Raw genomic sequence first — 17376 nt, forward strand, 5'->3', positions numbered from 1 at the left:
TGGATGAAGCGTCAGGCCGCCTGCTTGCTGCTTGCTTGTTCATGTTTCCCCCGGCCTTGATCGTGCGCAACTGGCCTGTTTTCCGTATTGTCGGGCAGTCTCTTGATTTTCACGTGTTTTTGTTCGGTATTTCCGGCACGTGTAACGTTTGCGCCGTCAGTGCCGTGATGCACGCATGATTTTGAATAATGTAGAAATTCGGGCCGGGTATTTCAAGGAGATTTTCAGCTGGCGCGCATGGCGCCGGCATGCGGATGATGCCCCGTCGCGCAGCGCCGACCGGCCCCGGCCCGGCGGTGCGGCTCGAGCGACGACACGCATTGCGCGAATCGCTTTCTTGAACGACGCTTTCCCGCGGTGCGCAAAAAACGAACGAGAAGCAATTGCAATGGATGACGAAGTAAACAATCCCGCGGATCATTGCCGTCATTCAATATCAGGCGAGGTATCGCCGTGCCGTTGCATTCAAGCGCACAACGCGATGCCGGCACACTTCGCCGGCATTCAGGTTAGCAGTAGGGGGCAGCCGGTATGGCGGTGGACTACGGCTCGTTCCATGGCCGACCATGGGTCCAGGATGCCTTGACGCCGCTATGGTCAACCTGTCTCGCGGCGCCGCCTGGGGAGGGAGCCTCCATGAAGCCTGTTACCGTGCCGGCCGGCGGGGGTGGCCGGCCGGCACGCAAAACATCGATCGACGAAACCGGCGCAACGCCGGCGCGCCCCTCACTGCCCGATGCCCACGAACGTCGGCAGCAGCACGCGATAGACGTGGATCATCGCCGGCCCGAGCAGCACCAGCATCAACGCGGGGAAAATGCAGAAGATCAGCGGGAACAGCAGCTTCAGCGCGATCTTCGCGGCTCGCTCTTCCGCGCGCATCCGCCGCCGCGTGCGCAGCATGTCGGACAGCACGCGCAGCGATTCGCTGATGCTCGTGCCGAAGCGGTCGGCCTGGATCAGCATCGCGCAGAACGATTCGATATCCTCCACGCCGGTACGCAGCGCGAGATTGCGCAGCGCCGTTTCCTTCGTGAAGCCGGAGCGCATCTCGAGCAGCAGCAGGTCGAGTTCGCTCGCGACCACCTCGCTGCTGAACCGCAGCTCCTCGCTCACCTTCATCAGCGCCGCATCGAGCCCTAGGCCCGCTTCGACGCATACCGTCAGCAGGTCGAGCGCGTCCGGGAAATCCTCGAAGATCTTCTGCTGGCGCACCTTGACCCGCTGCGACAGCACGATGTTCGGAATGTAGTAGCCGATCCCGGCGAGCGCGACGAGGATCGCCGACAGGATCGCGCGTTCGTCCCCGAGCGACGTCGTGATCAGCACCAGCAGCGCCGCGCACGGCAGCCCGAGCGCGAGCGCCGTCTTCGCGGTGAAGTACAGCGCGGCCGCGCTCTGGTTGCGCCAGCCGGCATTCATGAGCCGGATGCGCAGCGGTGAATTCTCCCAGCCCTCCTTCGGCACCGACAGCTTCGAGATCGGCGTGGACAGCTCGACCAGCTTCGCGACCCAGCGGAACGCCAGGTCATCGCCGTCTCCCGTGCCCGCCGCGCCGGTCGCGCCCGCGCCGGCCCCGCCCGCCTGCTGGAGCCGGCGCTGGATGCTGCGCGGTGCGAACAGCAGCATCGCGACGAGCACGCCGCCGGCCACGAAGATGAACAAGCCGCCCAGCATCACGGCCTGGACCACGCTCAGATTTTGCATGACAGCCTCGCAATGGTTCGTTATACGGCTCGCGCGTCAGACGCGAATGCGGACGATACGGCGAATCCAGAACAGCCCGAACAGCATCGACACCAGCATCGTGCCGACCATCCTGATCCCCGCCGGATCCTCCCAGAGCACCGAGAGGAATTCGCGGTTCAGCAACGCCATCACCGCGGCGGTGCCGAACGGCAGCAGCCCGAGAATCCATGCCGACAGGCGGCCTTCGGCCGACAGCACGCGCACCTTGTCGAACAGCTTGAAGCGCTCGCGGATCAGCGCGGAGATACAGTCGAGCAGTTCGGCCAGGTTGCCGCCCGTCTCACGCTGGATCAGCACCGCGATCACGAAGTAGCGCAGGTCCTGCACCGGCACGCGCGTCGCGAGGTTCATCAGCGCATCGTGCAGCGACACGCCGTAGTTCACTTCGTCGAACGTGACGCGGAACTCGCCGCCCATCGGATCGGGAAACTCGTCGCCGACCATCCCGAGCGTGCTCGTGAACGAATGACCGGAACGCAGCGCGCGCGAGATCATGTCGCAGATGTCCGGCAACTGCCGCTCGAGCTTGCGCATGCGCCTCCCGCGGCAGCGCATCACGTACATCGTCGGCAGGCATCCGGCGAACACCGCGACCGGCAGCGCCGCGAGCTGCGGCAACGTCGCGAAGCTCAGCGCGAGCCACGCGAACGCCGCGAACACCGCGCTGAGCATGATCAGCTTCGGCAGCGTCCAGTCGAGGCCCGACTGCTGGATCACGAGATCGAGCCGGTGCACGCGCGGCACGCGCAGCAGCAGCCGGTCGAACGGCTTCGACTCGTCGAGCATCCGCTTCTTCAGGATCGACAGCCGTTCCTGCTGGACGTTGCCGCCCGCCGACATCGAGCGGATGCGCGACTCGATCCGGCGCGCAGCCGTCCCGTGCCGCGCGTTCCACCATTGATAGCCCCCTTCGATCGCGAGTACGACCGCGACGAAGGTGAGAATCACAAAACCATAAAAGATCGTGTTCATGAAGCCTCCCCGGCAGCGAACGGCGCCCTGTCGTCAGTTCGTCTCGTACCGCTGAGACGGGTCGTACAGCGAATCCGGCAGGTTGATGCCGAATGCCTGCAGCCGCTCGGCGAACTTCGGCCGCACGCCCGTCGCGCAGAAGTGGCCGCGTACCGTGCCGTCGCGATCCACGCCCGTGCGCTTGAACGTGAAGATCTCCTGCATGTTGATGATGTCGCCTTCCATCCCTGTGAGTTCCTGGATGCTGACGATCTTGCGCCTGCCGTCGGTCAGCCGCGCGGCCTGCACGACCACCGAGATCGCCGACGCTATCTGCTGGCGCATCGTCTTCGGCGGCAGCGTCAGGCCGGAGACGCTGATCATGTTCTCGAGCCGCGTCAGCGCGTCGCGCGGGGTATTCGCGTGGATCGTCGCGAGCGAGCCTTCGTGGCCGGTGTTCATCGCGTTGAGCATGTCGAGCGCTTCGGCGCCGCGCACTTCGCCGAGGATGATCCGGTCAGGGCGCATCCGCAGCGCATTGCGCACCAGCGTGCGCTGCGTGATCTCGCCTTTGCCTTCGATGTTCGGCGGGCGCGTTTCGAGCCGCAGCACGTGCGGCTGCTGCAGTTGCAGCTCGGCGGCATCCTCGATCGTCACGATCCGCTCGTTGCGCGGAATGTAGCCGGACAGGATGTTGAGCAGCGTCGTCTTGCCGCTGCCGGTGCCGCCCGACACCAGCACGTTCACCTTCGCGCGCGACAGCGCGTCGAGCAGCTCGGCCATCGGCGGCGTCAGGCTGTGGTAACGCACGAGGTCGTCCATCTTCAGCGGGTTGACCGCGAAACGCCGGATCGACATCAGCGGCCCGTCGATCGCGGACGGCGGGATGATCGCGTTCACGCGCGAGCCGTCCGGCAGCCGCGCATCGACCATCGGGCTCGATTCGTCGATGCGGCGCCCGACGCGCGACACGATCTTCTCGATCACCTTCATCAGGTGCGCGTCGTCGTAGAACGTCACGTCGGTCAGTTCGAGCTGGCCGAAGCGCTCGACATAGACCTGCCGGTACGTGTTCACGAGGATGTCGGAAATGGTCGGGTCGCGCAGCAGCGCTTCGAGCGGGCCGAAGCCGAACATCTCGTCGTACACGTCGATCGCGAGCTGCCGCCGCTCGATGTCGTTCGCCGGCAGCCGCTCCTCATCGAGGATGCGCGTGATCAGCAGGCCGATCTCCATGCGGACCGATTCCTGCGGCATCCGCGACAGGCGCTCGAGTTCGACGCGTTCGAGCACGGCCAGGTGGATTTCGCGGCGCAGTTTCTGGTATGCGTCGCGCACCGACGAATGCGCCGGGCCGGCCGGTTCGCTGCCTGCCGCCAGCGGCTGGGCCCGCTGCAAGGACATCTGTTCGCGCAATGACATGATGGTTCCCCGAAAGATTTACATGGATTTGAGCTTCGGCGTGGCCTTGCGGCCGAACAGCCGGGACATCAGCGGTTCGCTGTGCGTCGCGTCGTGCCCCGCGCGCACTGCCCCTTCGACGAGTTGCTTCGCATACCCTTGCACCGCACGGACGACCCCCGTGCCGCGCGCGACCCGCGACACCGGATGGCCCTGGTTGATCGCTTCGAGCACGGTATCGGCATCGTCGGGAATCGTGCAGGCCGCCTTCAGGCCGAGCACTTCCTCGAGCGCGGCGCGGGTCCGGTCGCTCGTGCGCGTCGCACGGTTCAGGACGAGCCGCATCTGGTCGGTCGAGTAGCCGAGCGACACGAGAATCTCCAGCAGCCGGCGGCCGGCACGCACGTGCGGCATCGTGGGCTGAAGCACGAGCTGGATCTGGTCGCTGCGATCCAGCGCGACCATCGACAGCGGATTGATGCAGACGCCGACGTCGAAGATCACGAAGTCGTAGCGCGGCGCGGCGACGCCCAGGATCCATTCGAGCGCGTCCTCGCGCATCTCGGCGGCCTTGACCGGATCGCCCGCGCCCGCGAGCACGTGGAAGTTCTCCGTCACGTGCGCGACGCTCGCGTCGAGGAACGCGCTGTCGAGCCGTTCGATCTGCGCGCACAGCTGCGGCAGCGTCGACGGCGGGGTCTCGTCGCTGACGAGGAACGCCGCGTCGGCGAACTGCTGGTTCAGGTCGATCAGCAGCACCCGGCGCTTGAAGCCTTCGGCGATCTCGAACGCGAGGTTGCTGGCCGCGAAGCTCGTGCCGGCCCCGCCCTTGCACGACATGAACGACACGATCCGCGTATCGTCGGTGTCGCGCCGCGTGCTTTGAGCGGCCGCCCGTTCGAGCGCGTTGCCGAGCGCCTGCGGATCGAGCGGCCATTGCAGCACGTCGCGCGCGCCCGCACGCATCGCGTCGAGCAGCATGTGCGGCGACGTGTCCGCCGTCACGAGAATGCAGGTCAGGCCCGCGTGCGCGCGGCAGATACGCTCGATCGCCGACAGCTCGGACGGTTCGAGCGCCGTGCCGTCGACCAGCAGGATGTCGAACGCGTCGAGCCCGTCGGTGCGATGTTCGATCTGCGATGGGCGGCCGGTTGCGCGCGTCGCGCGATAGCGTCCGCAGTCGGCGACGAGGCGCGCGATCTGCGTGAGTCGCGCGGTGTCGTCGGAAGCTACGAGGATGTTGATCATGTCGTGTGCCTCGCCTGTTCGTTCAGTTGCAGTTGGCGCCGCCGGTTGCGGAAGTCAGGCTTTCGCGCGGCAGTGTCGTCGTGAACGGCGGCATCGTCACCGTGACGTTCACGAACGGGATCATCGTCTTGACCGTGACGTTCGTGACGCTGACGGTCACGAACTCGCACGAATTCACGTCACAACTTGCGGGCGAGTAGTTCACCGACACGTTCGCGTTCGACAGCAGCGGCAGCAGCGATCTCACCCGCTTCACGACGCCGGCCGCATTCACGTCGCATACCACCGCCGTGCGCGCGCCCAGGCGCACGGCCTCGCTCGCGGTGTTCCAGTAGAACAGCACGCGGCCGAATTCGAAGATGCCGATCAGCAGCATGATCAGCACCGACGCGATCAGCGCGAACTCGACGATCGCGGCGCCGCGTTGGGCACGCCTGCGTGACGGGGGGGCATGGCGCGCGTTCATGACACTTGCCTCATCACGGTGACGATGTTGTTGAAGGTGATCGACGGCAGCCCCGGGAACGCGGGGATCGGCTGGTACTTGTAACCCGTGATCTTCACTTCGACGACGTTGATCGCGCCCGTCGCCGTGCCGCCTGACGCGTTGTTGTTCGCGTCGTAGGTCGGCAGGTTCGCGAACTGCGACGGGTCGGACTGGTCGCTGCAGCCGGTCGTGCGCTGCGCGTCGCAGATCGTCACCATCGACGTCGTGAGCCCCGGCACCAGCTCGGTGCCGGAAGCCCCGCACGTCGTGCTGCCGTAGACGACGAGGCACTGCGCCTGCGCGGCCGGATACGCGCTGTCGCTCGGCAACCAGACCGACAGGTAGCGCGCCGCATCGCGCGTCGCCTTGGTCAGCGTCTCGAACTGGTAGATCGCGCGGCCGAACTCGGCCACACCCGTCGCGAGCATGATCATCGGCATCAGCACGAGCGCGAACTCGACGGCGACGGCGCCACGGGTGCGCGAACGGCGAATCGGAGGCTTTTTCATGATCGTCTCCCGCTATTGAACGAGCATCGGGACCTGGGTCCCGGACGCGCTGCCGCTGCCGGGCAAGCCGTGCGTCGCGCACGGATTGTTGCCGGAGACCGACGAGCCGAGGTATTCGAGGTGTGCGACGATCGCGCCGCTGCCTGCGCTGAACGGAAGCGGATCGAGCATCAGCACGCAATCCCATTGCGTGACGTGTACCTTGCCGCTGCTGCCCGACAGCGTCGAGCAATCGCCCTCCGGCGCGAGCGCGACGCGGCGGTCGCTGCCGAACGTCTGGTAGTTGCTCGCCGTCGCGGTGCCGTTGGTGTTGATCCCGCTGCCCGTCGGCGGCGCGCCGTCGCCCTGGTAGGACTTGAAGGCTGCACGGTCGGCCACGAACTGCGTGTACGCATCGCCCTTGATGCCGGCCGTTCCGGGCGGCCCGTAGTTCGGGCCGACATACGCGTAGCCGGTGAAGTCGGGTTGGCCGCTCGAGCCGTTCGCGCCATTCGTGTAGATGCCGAAGCGCGTATTCCAGGCGCGCAGCGACGCCGACTTCAGGCCCGTGGTGGCAAGATCCGGCGGGCTCTTGATGTTGCAGGTGTTGCCGGAGAGCTCGCCGGCGAGCGTGGTTTCGTTCGTCGAGCCGTCGAGCGCCGCCCAGCCGAAGTTGCCCGGCCCGTAGGTCGACGACGACCCGGACGGCGACGAGATCCAGTCGCCGACCTTGTACGCCGGATCGGACGGGCCGCGGCACACGAACACCGGAATCGCGCAGGTCGTCTGCCCGCCGCCGACGGTTGCAATCGCGCTGGCCGACACTTCCGCCGCGTTCGCGAGCTTCGTGCCCGGCAGCACGTTCAGCACCTCGATGAACCAGTGCGCGATGTTGCTCAGCGTCGCGGTGCACTGCACGTACTTGATGTTCGCCGGCGTCGTCACCGCGTTCTTCGCCAGGAACGGGTTGGTCAGCGAGTCGCTGAACGTGACGTTCGCGTCCGTCGACATCTGCACCGACTTGTTCTGGAAAAACACGAAGTTCAGGTGGCCGGCGGCGATGCCGTCCGCCTCGGCCACCGACAGGCTGATGGCCGAAGTCAGGTCACGCGCAGCCGACAGCGCGCACGCATCGGCGCTGTTCTGCAGTTCGCTGCGCGTGACGTACAGCTTGCCGAGATCCAGCGCGAGACCGACGAACCCGATCATCACCGCCAGTGCGAGACCGACGATGATCGCGACGGCACCGCGCTGGCGATGCAGGCTGCGACGCATGACTTTCGGATGGCGAGCTGCGCTGTTCATGGCGTTCTCCCTGAGCGTGCCGTCGTTACTGGGTGGCCTTGCCGATGCCGATCACGAACGCATTGGCGGGCGGCACGGTTTGCTTGAACGACTTGTCGTAGTTGTCGAGCGCGGCCGCGGCGGCGGCGCCGTCGACCCCCGGTGCCGACACCGAGGCCGCGTGTTCGGCGGCATGCGGGTCGATGATCTGGGCCTGGGTCACGGCGCGGACCGAATCGCCGAAGCGGGTGTCCCACACCGGGGTCGACGACATGCAGCCGGCAAGCGCGAACGCGAGCGGTGCGGCGAGCGCCACGCGGCGCACGATGACGAGGTAGGCGGATTTCATGAGCGTCCCCTTGGATGGCTTCAACGATCGGTGGATTCGGGTGCCGCGCTCACGCGCACGACCTGCTGCGCATGGGCCGCCGCCGGTGTCCGGCGCTTCGGCTGCCCCGCCGGCTGGGCCGGCGTGTCGGGGCCGGCCGCCGCGAGGCGCGCGGCGGCGGCTTCGATACGCGCGATGCGGGCCGCGTTGGCGGTATCGTGCTGCGATACGGCGGCCGCCACGGGTGCAGTCGTCTTCCGCGGCTCGGCCGGTGCCGGCGGCGGCGCGTCCGTCCCCTGCGGCGCGCGCGGTGCGGGCAGCGCGGCAGCCGGGCCGGCGGGCGCGTCCGATTGCGGTGCCGGTGCGGGGGCCGGTGCCTGGGCCGGGGTCTGCGGTGCGGCTGCCGCGCCGTTCGCCGGTTGTGCACCGTGCTTGCGGAGGCCGCCGCGGCCTTCCATGTTGCCCGTCGCATACACGTCGATTTCGTTCGGCTTCGTGAAGCTGTCGGTCGGCAGCGGCACGTCGGCGGTCTGCAGCGGCTTCACCAGGTGCGGCGTGATCACGAAGATCAGTTCGGTGCGGTCCTGCTGGAACGATGTACTGCGGAGCAGCGCGCCGAGCACCGGAATTTCGCCGACACCCGGGAGCGCCTTCAGCGCACCGGTCCCGTTGTCCTTGATCAGCCCGCCGATCGCGAACGTTTCGCCGTCGCCCATCTGCACCGTCGTCGATGCGCGCCGCGTCGTGATCAGCGGCAGGATCGACGTGCCGCCGATGTTGGTCGCGCTCAGCGTGACGCCCGTCTGCGACAGCTCCGACACTTCCGGCGCGACCTTCAGGCTGATCCGGCCATTACTCAGCACGGTCGGCGTGAACTTCAGCGCGACGCCGAATTCCTCTTCCTGCAGCGTGATCGACGACGTGCCGTTGCCGCTGCTTTGCGGGATCGGGATGAAGATCTTGCCGCCGGCGAGGAACGTCGCTTCCTGGCCGCTGATCGTCACGAGATTCGGCTCCGCGAGGATCTTGACCAGGTTGTCGGTGTTCTGCGCGTCGGCCGCAAGGTTGAACGGCTTGTTGTTCGCCTTGCTGAAGGCGATCCCGGATGCGACGCCCGCGAGCAGGTTGCTGACCAGCGCGCCGCTCCACGAACCGAACCCGCCCTGGATGTTGAGCGCGCTGCCCATCTGGTTGATCAGCGTCTTCGACACCTCGGCCACCTTCACCTCGAGCATCACCTGCTGCGGCGACGTGACGTTCAGCATGTTGAGCACCCCGGCGCCCGCCTTGCCGCCGCCCGCCGGATCGCTCGCGCTGTCGCCGTACGCACGGGCGATCTGCACGGCCTGCTGCGCGGCCATCGAGCTCGACACGGTGCCGGCCAGCACGATCGTGCCGGCGGCGGTGGACACATGGATGTCGCGCTCGTTCGGCATCAGCTGCGTCAGCGACGCCTGCAGGCCGCCGGCGTCCGCGCCGACCGCGACGTCGATCACGCGGCATGCCCCGCTCTTGCCCTGCACGATCATGTTGGTCGTGCCGACCGCGAGCCCGAGGATGTACAGCGTCTGCGGCGACACCATCGTCGCCTGCGCGACGGCCGGATTGCCGATCGTCCGGTTGCGGACCGGCTCCGGCATCGGCACCAGCAGCGACTTGCCGAGCGGCACGCTGACGCTGGTCGATTCGCGCACCGCGCCGACGCAGTTCGGCCCGCGCAGCGGCCCCGCCGATGCGGCGGGTGCGGCGGCCGCCACCGGCGCCATGCTGATCGTCATCTGCATCGGCCCCTTGCCGACCGCGGCCGGCGCGCTGGCGCCGCCCTTGGTCAGCACGGCCGACTCGACGCCTTCCTGCGCGAGTGCGCCATAAACGGTCAGCCATCCCGAACAGAGGATCGCGGCCATCATCGTGCCCCGTGCGACGCGTGTCTGCCGCGGGCCGGTACCTGTGCATTGCGGTTTGATCTTCATTTCGTCTGATCCCCCGAGAGACCGGCGCCGTGCCGGTTATCGACTTCCAGGGCCGCCGCGCGTTGCCGGCGGCCGATTATGTGACTTCAATGATCCGATTCAGAAACACTCGACGCTGCCCTTCACGCCCGTCAGCACGCCGACGCAGTCGCGCCGCACTTCCGGCGCCGCGTGCGATGCGACGTGCACGCGTACCGTCTTCACACGAACCGGTGCCGGCGCTGCTTCGGGTGCGGGCTCCTTGCCGAGCAGCGTCAGCTTGGTCGCCCCGTCGGTGGTCAGCGTCTTCTGGTCGACCTGGTTGCGCAGCACGAGTGACAGCGTGCCGACGCTGCGTGCGAGGTCGAGCCGTTCGGCCTGGTCGGGCGTGACTTCCAGCGTCACCGCGTTGACCACCTTCGGCGCCGTGTCGTCGCGGCTGACCTGCTGCGCGACGGCGAGCACGAGGATGTGCTCGAGCACGATCTTCGAGATGCTCTGCCCGTCGGTCTTGCCCTGTTGTTCCTGCGTGTTGACGATCACGTCGACGTAGTTGCCCGGCAGCGCGAAGCCCGCGACGCCGACTACGTCGTTCACGCGCACCGTGATCGCGCGGCTGCCGTCGGCGATGACCGCGGACAGCCCGCCCTTCGTGCCGACCGGCGCGAGCTTCGACTCGATCACCGGCTCGCCGCGTGCGAGGCTGGTGCGCACGACGCGCCCTTCGAGCGCCTTCGTGTCGGTGAACGCGCCGGTGGGCACGCTGCCCGCCGGCCAGCTGACCATGTGGATCTGGTTCGGCCCGAGCGGTTCGCCCAGGTTCAGATCGGTGTTGGCCACCGCGACCGACGTGACCGAGCTCGTGGATGTCTGCACCAGCCAGTGGGACGCGAACACGACCGCGGCAAGACCCGCGACCATCGCGACGACCAGCATCAGGACCGCTCGACTGTTTTTCATGGCAATGCTCCTCGACGAATCGTGAAAGAAACGGCTCAACCGGTGACGAACGTACGGCCTCCGCGCTCGACGGGCGACGGATGGCTGCCGTCCCGTTCAGGCGCTGCGCCGAAGTAACTCGCCCACGCGTCGTACAGCGCGTCGTGCGTCACCTCGGGCGGATCGCCGCGATAACGCGCGCCGGCGGCCACGAGGCGCAACAGGTCCGCCGGAAAGCATGCGAGAAATGCCTTGCCGGTCGGCAAGTGCAGCCGATGCAGCAGGAAGTCGAACGCATCGCTCGCCGATACGAGTCCGAGCGATTCGCAGGCCGCGTTGTACACCTGGCGGTAGTCGTCGATCGACATCGCGCCGACGTGAAGCTTCGAGCCGAGGCGGCGCAGGAACGCGTCGTCGCAGAACTGCTCCGGCGCCAGGTTGCTCGAGAACACCGGCCAGACGTCGAACGGCATCACGAAGCGGTTGCCGGATTCGAGCGTCAGATAATCGACGCCGCGATCGAGCGGGCGCAGCCAGCGGTTGAGCAGGTCGCGCGGCTCGACGCGCTGGCGGCCGAGATCGTCGACGACGTACATGCCCATGTTCGCTTTCATGTGCGGGGGCGCCTGGTAGAAACCGGCGGCCTCGTCGCGGCGCAGGTCGAGCTCGTCGAGCGTCAGTTCACCGCCCGACATCACGACCGGCCGTTTGCACAGGCGCCAGCGGCGATCGACCGACTGGCCGCCGGCGTGCACTTCCGCGTCGACATGGACGAGCGGGTCGTACATCTGGATCACTTCGCCGGCCGCGCAAATCGCGTGCGGCACCGGCACACGGCCGTGCATCAGCCAGCCGAGCCGCTCGGCGAGGAAGGTCTTGCCGCTGCCGGCCGGGCCGTAGATCAGCAGCGGGCGGCCCGCATTCAGCGCGGCAGCCGCTGCATCGAGCACCGACGTATCGATCACGATGCCTTCGAACGCCGCCCATACTTCTTCCTGGCTGATGTGCAGCTTGCGCACCGAATGCGCGTTCAGGCACGCGATATAGGCGTCGAGCGTCACCGGCGCGGGCCCGCTGTAGCCGCTGCGGGCGCGTTCCTCAAGCGCGAGCACCCGGCCCGCGTCGGTCAGGCGGAACGTCACGTCGAGATCGGTCGCGCCGCGATGGGTGAGTTCGACGAGATGCTCGCGCACCAGGAACGCGAAGACGTCGTCGAGCACCGCGAGCGGCAGGCAGTGCCGCTCGACCAGGTCGCCGTACGACGGGCGGCCGAGCATCAGCGTCGACTTCAGCACGAGGCCGGCGACGAACGTCCTGCTCAACCCGGTTTCCTCGAGCGAGCGCGGTGCCGCCGGCAACTGCGCACCCAGCTTCGTATGCACTTCCCGCGACGGCAACGGATCGGGCAGGCGTGCCACCTGTGCGTCGCGTCTCGGTTCGGTGTGATTCGTGTTCATGATCGTTGCGTCCTCGTTGCGGATGCGTCGCGCTATGCGCACGACACGAACAGCATGCCCAGCGTGCCGGCCGCGATCGCCACGCCGTACGGCAGCGTGCCGACCGATGCGATTTCGACGGGGCCGCCGGCGGCCTCGGCGCTCGCGCCTGGCGAGCGCCGCGCGATCAGCGCGCGCACGTTCACCCACATCTGGCCCATCCGCCCGCGCAGCAGCGCGTAGGCGATGGCGCCGATCCCGCCGGCCAGGAAGGTGGCCAGCACGATGTAAAACGTCATTTCCGCGCCGACCCAGGCGCCGATCGCAAGCATCAGCTTCACGTCGCCGGCCGCCATGCCGCGCAACAGGTAGAACGGCAGCAGCAGGCCGAAGCCGGTCGCGGCGCCGGCGAGCCAGCCGAGCGCGCCTGCCACGACACCGTGCAACAGGCACTGGGCAACCAGCGCGCCGGTCAGGCCGAGCAGCACGAGGCGGTTCGGAATCCGGCGGGCCGCGATGTCCGTGCTGGCCGCGGCGACCGCGAGCAGCGTCACGCACAATGGAACCGGGTAAGGCGGCGCAACGGGGAGCATGGCGAACCTCGCAGTCGAATCGGTGGATCAGGAAACCATTGCCAGCGCGGTGGCCACGGCGGCCGTCACGGCCGTTGCGATCACCTCGTACGCATTGGCAAGCGAGCCTTTCAGCGTGACGACGCTGCCCAGCACCGCGACAGAAAACATCGCCGCGAGGAATGCATACTCGATCGACGTCACACCCTGCTCGTCGCCGATCCGGCTACATAGGGCACGCACCTTGGCTCGCATGATGGTCTCCGGTTCCGGATTGATCAGAAGACCGTGGACGGCTCGAGCACTGCACCAGCCGAGCCGTCCGCGGTACGGTCCATCAAAGGCCGGATACTGCCGAATCCAGATCGGCCGCGATCGTGCTGAACACGGTTTTGAGGTCCTTCCCGATGGTCGACAGCGCGAGAATGATGCCGACCGCGATCAGTGCGGCAATCAGGCCGTATTCGATGGCGGTCACGCCGTCTTCGTCACGAACGAAACGGCTGGCTTGTTGAATGAACTTGGACATGATGATCTCCTTGCGTGGTGAATTTCTTGGCCCTCGCGTGCCGGCTGGTCGGATGACCGTGCATCGATACGTCGAGGAACGTCGTTAATGCCGTGTGGTGCAGACAAACGAGCCGAAGGATTCGCTTGCCGTACCGCCCATCAGAAGCCTGCGACTATCGAGTCCAGATCCGAGGCGATCGTGCTGAACGCGGTCTTCAGATCCGTACCGATCGTCGTCAACGCGACGACGATGCCGATCGCGATCAGTGCGGCGATCAGGCCGTACTCGATGGCGGTCACACCGTCCTGGTCCTGGATGAACCACGCGATCTTTTCGATGATTCTTGACATGGAGAGTCTCCTTTCGGACTGCTACGAAATTCCCTTCGTCGGTCAGGACTTCAGGGGGTGGGTACCACCGGCACTACTCGAAAAGGCGGAACGCGTCGCTCAGTTGCGGGAGCGGGGATACACTCCCCTGTCCGTGCGAACGGGTATCGGCGACGCGGAGAGCGAGAAAGGCGCGTGCGGTTCGACCGGCCGGACAAACCGGGCAATCAGGTCGACCTGAACGGCGCGGCTGCCGTTCGACGCATGGAATCCGGATGAACGGGAGACAAGCTCCCGGATAAGCTGCAATATGCTTTTAATGCGGTTCTCGAACCGTGCTGTGCTGTGGTATTTCATTTTTATTCCCCATATACGGCCATGCCGATTTTTTATTGCCCTGACGACACCGGGTCTCATGGGTCACTCGACGACGGCTTGCGCAGTTAATCGAACTGGAGCTGCGTATTCCCCGACGCGCTCCGGCCCTCGTTTCTGCCCGTGATTCCGGCGCTGGTTCCATGCTTCCCTGCCGGAACCGCCCGGTCGTCACATCGTCGACTGCCGTGCCAACGCATACGCAAAGAGCAGGCCACGTCGGACGAAATCCAGACGCATCAAGGGTCCCGGCGATGCCCCGGTTCCTCGGCCTCCGACCCGATGCGCGAAATGTTTCAAAATTGATATATCCGCCCGCGCGAGCGTTGCAAGCCTGAACGCCGGCCGCCGCGCTGTGCAAAGGATCGAAAAAATTTTCTCGGGACTTTCCCGAACGCCCGACGCCACCCGTGCCTCCCGCGATTGGCGCGGTGCGGAACCGGTCGAAATGACGGAATGTTTCAAGGCAGAAACACGAAAGCCGGCCGGGCGGATTTCTCATACCTGAAAATGCGGTTTTCAGACGCGTCGCCGACCCATTCAAATCCCGGCTTTCAGCAGGCGGTTTGCAATGCGCGATTTTTTCTTCAACAATGAACTCACCGGATAACACCATCCCGGATGGTTTCGATCCGTAGGCACCAGAACACGAAACGGCTGCGACCGACCAGACAGCCACTACTACATACGGGGAATCATGTACACCGCCAATCGCGAAATGCGCGGGCGTGCAATACGCCGCGTTCAATGGCTGACAGCCGACCGGATCGTTCCGTACAGCTGCATCATGCTGATGCTCTTCGCCGCGTTGCTGATTACCTGGGGCATCGTGACGAACGGCTTCACGTCAAACGCCATCGCGCTGCCCGGCGTCGATTTCTCGGTGTTCTGGACCGCATCGCACCTGGTGTTGCAGGGCCATGCCGCATCGGTCTACGACGCCTCTTCATTCCTGCAGGCCGAGTTCGCGCACTTCGGTGCGTTTCTTCAGCACCGGCCGCTTCCCTGGCTCTATCCGCCGACGATGTTGCTGCTCATCGCTCCGGTTGCCCTTGTGCCTTTCCTGCCCGCATATTTCCTCTTTTTCGCGGGCAGTCTTTTATGCTACGCGCTCGCCGTCTCGCGGTTGTCGGGATTGCGCGCGCATCTTCCCGTGCCGCGCGCCGCGGCGCTCGTCGTGGTCGCGTATTCCGCCGTGTGCATGGCCGCGCTGTTCGGCCAGAACAGCATCCTGACCGCGGGTATCGCCGCGCTCGCGCTGCATCTGCTCGGCAAGCGCCCGGTCGTCGCCGGCGTGCTGATCGGCTTGCTCGCGATCAAGCCGCAACTGGCCGTGGTGTTCCCGGTCGTGCTGATCGCGGCACGTGCGTGGCGCACGTTCGCGGCGGCCGCGATCACCGCCGCGCTGTTTACGGCCGCCGGCATCGCGCTGGCAGGCCCCGGCGCGCTGCACGGGCTCGGTCAGACACTGTCGACGGTGCGCGACCAGCATTTCATGCTTCCGTCGTACTGGCTCGCGTCGCCGACGCCGTTCGCCGCACTGCGGCTCGCAGGGATGCCGGTGGCCACCGCGCTGGCCGCGCAAGCGGCGGTCGCGCTGCTCGCGATCGCCGCGGCCGTCGACGTATGGCGCCGGACGGGCGACATGCGCCTGCGCAGCGCGGTGCTGGCCGTCGCGACGCTGCTGACGACACCCTATCTGTGGAACTACGAACTGACGTGGCTCGGCATCGCGATCTTCTGCCTGATCGCGCACGGCCTCGACGAAGGCTGGCTGCCGGGCGACCAGGGCATCATCGTGCTGGCATGGCTGCTGCCGATCTTCGAGATGTTCAACCGGCTGATGAAGCTGCCGCAGATCGGGCCGCTCGTGCTGCTGGCGGTGCTGTTCGTCGTCGTGCGCCGCTCGGCGCTCGAGCCCGGGAGCGCACGATGAGATCGTCACCTTCCGCGCGCCATGCCCATCCGGACGCCGACGTGCATCCGGAACTCCCGATCGCGGGCCCGCGCCGCTACCCGCACTGGCTCAATCGCGAGCGCGTGCGTCTCTATGCGGGTGCCGCGCTGGTGGCCGAGCTGCTGTTCATCTGCATCTACGTCACCCGCGTGTTCCTGTCCCACAACGGCGCGCTGCAACCGCTGTCACAGGATTTCTCGCCGATCTGGAGCGCGGCGTGGCTCGCCGCGCACGGGCACGCGGCCGATGCCTGGAATTTTCCCGCGCTGTTCGCGGTCCAGAAGCTCGCGATCCCGGCGATGAATCTCGCGGACGGCACGCTGCCGTGGCTCTATCCGCCCTCGATGCTGCTGCTCGTGCTGCCGCTCGGCTGGCTGCCGTACACGCTGGCGCTCGTGCTGTGGCTCGGGCTCACGTATGTGCTGTTCGCGGCAACGATCCACGCGACCGTGCAGCGCGACGCAGCGTGGCTGTGCGCGCTCGCGTTCCCCGGCGCGTTCCTCACGGTGATCGTCGGACAGACCAGCCTCTTCACCGCGTTGCTCGCCGGCGCCGGCCTGCTCGCGCTGAACCGCCGCCCCGTGTACGCCGGGATCTGCTTCGGTTTGCTGACGATGAAGCCGCAACTCGCGGTGCTGTTCCCGCTCGCGCTGCTGTGCGCGGGCCAATGGCGCGCACTGGCCGCGTGGGCCGCGACGATCGCGTGCAGTGTCGTGCTCTCGACCCTCGCGTTCGGGTTCGGCCCGTGGCTCACGTTCGCGCATGTGATCGACAACGTCTACGCGGTCGTCGGCTCCGGCCAGGCCAAGCTCGTGCGCATGCCGTCGGCGTTCGCGCTCGCCACGTTGGCAGGCTGGCCCGCAATCGTCGCGAACGGCCTGCAGCTGCTGTCGGTCGCGACCGCGGCCATCGCCGTCATCTATGCATGGCGCGGCGCCTGCTCGTACGCGCTGCGCGCCGCGACCCTCGCCTGCGCCTGCCTGCTCGTCAGCCCTTATCTGTACGACTACGACCTGACCTGGTACGGCATCGTGATCGCGTGGTACGCGCGCTATGCATGGACGCACGGCTGGCGGCGCTTCGATCGCGAATGGCTGATGCTGCTGTGGCTGATGCCGCTCGCGGGCCTCGCGGTCGTGCCGCATCTGTCGTTCCAGTTCATGCCGCTCGTCACGCTGGCGTCGCTCGGGCTGCTCGTCAGCCGGATCGCCCGGGAACGACACGATGTGCCGTCGATGCCGGACGCTCGCGACAACTCGACCGAAACCGCGTTCACGCATCAGGCCAGAACGCACCACCGCCCGGCGTACGGAATGCGCCGCACCGGCCGACTGACCCTCGGCGCGCATCGGTGAAACGACATCACAAG

19 protein-coding genes are annotated in these 17376 nt (G+C 66.8%); 2 read left to right on the top strand and 17 right to left on the bottom strand.

All coding sequences use genetic code 11. From position 1 onward, the window contains the following. Window positions 1-109: 109 nt before the first annotated feature. The 17 genes from C5O79_RS00235 to C5O79_RS00315 all read right to left on the bottom strand — a co-directional run bounded on the left by C5O79_RS00235 (window position 110) and on the right by C5O79_RS00315 (window position 14032). Window positions 110-430, bottom strand: coding sequence for a hypothetical protein (locus tag C5O79_RS00235; protein ID WP_124473763.1), 321 nt, complete (start codon window positions 428-430; stop codon window positions 110-112). A 296-nt stretch (window positions 431-726) separates the two neighbouring features. Beyond that, the gene (locus C5O79_RS00240) at window positions 727-1707 is read right to left on the bottom strand and encodes a type II secretion system F family protein (RefSeq protein WP_046546965.1); all 981 of its coding nucleotides are present in this window, start codon (window positions 1705-1707) and stop codon (window positions 727-729) included. Window positions 1708-1743: 36 nt separating this feature from the next. After that, window positions 1744-2721: a type II secretion system F family protein gene (locus C5O79_RS00245; protein WP_046546966.1), complete on the bottom strand. Its 978-nt coding sequence runs from the start codon at window positions 2719-2721 to the stop codon at window positions 1744-1746. 33 nt (window positions 2722-2754) lie between these two features. Continuing rightward, window positions 2755-4122 (bottom strand): CpaF family protein, encoded by a 1368-nt coding sequence (locus C5O79_RS00250; RefSeq protein WP_046546967.1) that lies wholly within the window; start codon window positions 4120-4122, stop codon window positions 2755-2757. Between the two features lie 18 nt (window positions 4123-4140). Next, the gene (locus C5O79_RS00255; protein WP_046546968.1) at window positions 4141-5349 is read right to left on the bottom strand and encodes an AAA family ATPase; all 1209 of its coding nucleotides are present in this window, start codon (window positions 5347-5349) and stop codon (window positions 4141-4143) included. Between the two features lie 22 nt (window positions 5350-5371). Beyond that, a complete protein-coding gene (locus C5O79_RS00260; RefSeq protein ID WP_047853276.1) occupies window positions 5372-5815 on the bottom strand; it encodes a TadE family protein in 444 nt (147 codons plus the stop codon). Next, a complete protein-coding gene (locus C5O79_RS00265) occupies window positions 5812-6345 on the bottom strand; it encodes a TadE/TadG family type IV pilus assembly protein (RefSeq protein ID WP_047853275.1) in 534 nt (177 codons plus the stop codon). The genes C5O79_RS00260 and C5O79_RS00265 overlap by 4 nt, the downstream gene beginning before the upstream one ends. Window positions 6346-6357: 12 nt before the next feature. Further along, window positions 6358-7629, bottom strand: coding sequence for a TadE/TadG family type IV pilus assembly protein (locus C5O79_RS00270; protein ID WP_047853274.1), 1272 nt, complete (start codon window positions 7627-7629; stop codon window positions 6358-6360). Between the two features lie 25 nt (window positions 7630-7654). After that, on the bottom strand, window positions 7655-7957 hold the full coding sequence (locus tag C5O79_RS00275) for a hypothetical protein (protein WP_046546972.1): 303 nt from the start codon (window positions 7955-7957) through the stop codon (window positions 7655-7657). 20 nt (window positions 7958-7977) lie between these two features. Next, the gene (locus C5O79_RS00280) at window positions 7978-9909 is read right to left on the bottom strand and encodes a type II and III secretion system protein family protein (protein ID WP_047853273.1); all 1932 of its coding nucleotides are present in this window, start codon (window positions 9907-9909) and stop codon (window positions 7978-7980) included. Between the two features lie 99 nt (window positions 9910-10008). After that, window positions 10009-10848 (bottom strand): Flp pilus assembly protein CpaB, encoded by an 840-nt coding sequence (cpaB, locus tag C5O79_RS00285; RefSeq protein ID WP_047853272.1) that lies wholly within the window; start codon window positions 10846-10848, stop codon window positions 10009-10011. Between the two features lie 35 nt (window positions 10849-10883). Beyond that, window positions 10884-12284 (bottom strand): ATP-binding protein, encoded by a 1401-nt coding sequence (locus C5O79_RS00290; RefSeq protein ID WP_131931041.1) that lies wholly within the window; start codon window positions 12282-12284, stop codon window positions 10884-10886. 32 nt (window positions 12285-12316) lie between these two features. Next, the gene (locus tag C5O79_RS00295; RefSeq protein WP_047853270.1) at window positions 12317-12856 is read right to left on the bottom strand and encodes a prepilin peptidase; all 540 of its coding nucleotides are present in this window, start codon (window positions 12854-12856) and stop codon (window positions 12317-12319) included. A gap of 27 nt (window positions 12857-12883) precedes the next feature. Continuing rightward, window positions 12884-13090, bottom strand: a complete 207-nt coding sequence (locus C5O79_RS00300) for a Flp family type IVb pilin (protein ID WP_047853269.1) — start codon at window positions 13088-13090, stop codon at window positions 12884-12886. Between the two features lie 82 nt (window positions 13091-13172). After that, a complete protein-coding gene (locus C5O79_RS00305; RefSeq protein WP_046546977.1) occupies window positions 13173-13364 on the bottom strand; it encodes a Flp family type IVb pilin in 192 nt (63 codons plus the stop codon). Window positions 13365-13504: 140 nt separating this feature from the next. Next, window positions 13505-13696 (bottom strand): Flp family type IVb pilin, encoded by a 192-nt coding sequence (locus C5O79_RS00310; protein WP_046546978.1) that lies wholly within the window; start codon window positions 13694-13696, stop codon window positions 13505-13507. 99 nt (window positions 13697-13795) lie between these two features. Continuing rightward, window positions 13796-14032, bottom strand: coding sequence for a hypothetical protein (locus tag C5O79_RS00315; protein WP_124473768.1), 237 nt, complete (start codon window positions 14030-14032; stop codon window positions 13796-13798). Between the two features lie 715 nt (window positions 14033-14747). Here C5O79_RS00315 and C5O79_RS00320 point away from each other — a divergent pair. Together C5O79_RS00320 and C5O79_RS00325 are read left to right on the top strand one after the other, a co-directional pair. Beyond that, window positions 14748-15986, top strand: coding sequence for a glycosyltransferase family 87 protein (locus C5O79_RS00320; RefSeq protein WP_046546979.1), 1239 nt, complete (start codon window positions 14748-14750; stop codon window positions 15984-15986). Next, window positions 15983-17362 (top strand): glycosyltransferase family 87 protein, encoded by a 1380-nt coding sequence (locus tag C5O79_RS00325; protein WP_122477930.1) that lies wholly within the window; start codon window positions 15983-15985, stop codon window positions 17360-17362. The genes C5O79_RS00320 and C5O79_RS00325 overlap by 4 nt, the downstream gene beginning before the upstream one ends. Window positions 17363-17376: the final 14 nt, after the last annotated feature.

The organism is Burkholderia sp. SRS-25 (assembly GCF_004343765.1).
GTDB classification, from domain to species: Bacteria; Pseudomonadota; Gammaproteobacteria; order Burkholderiales; family Burkholderiaceae; genus Burkholderia; species Burkholderia contaminans.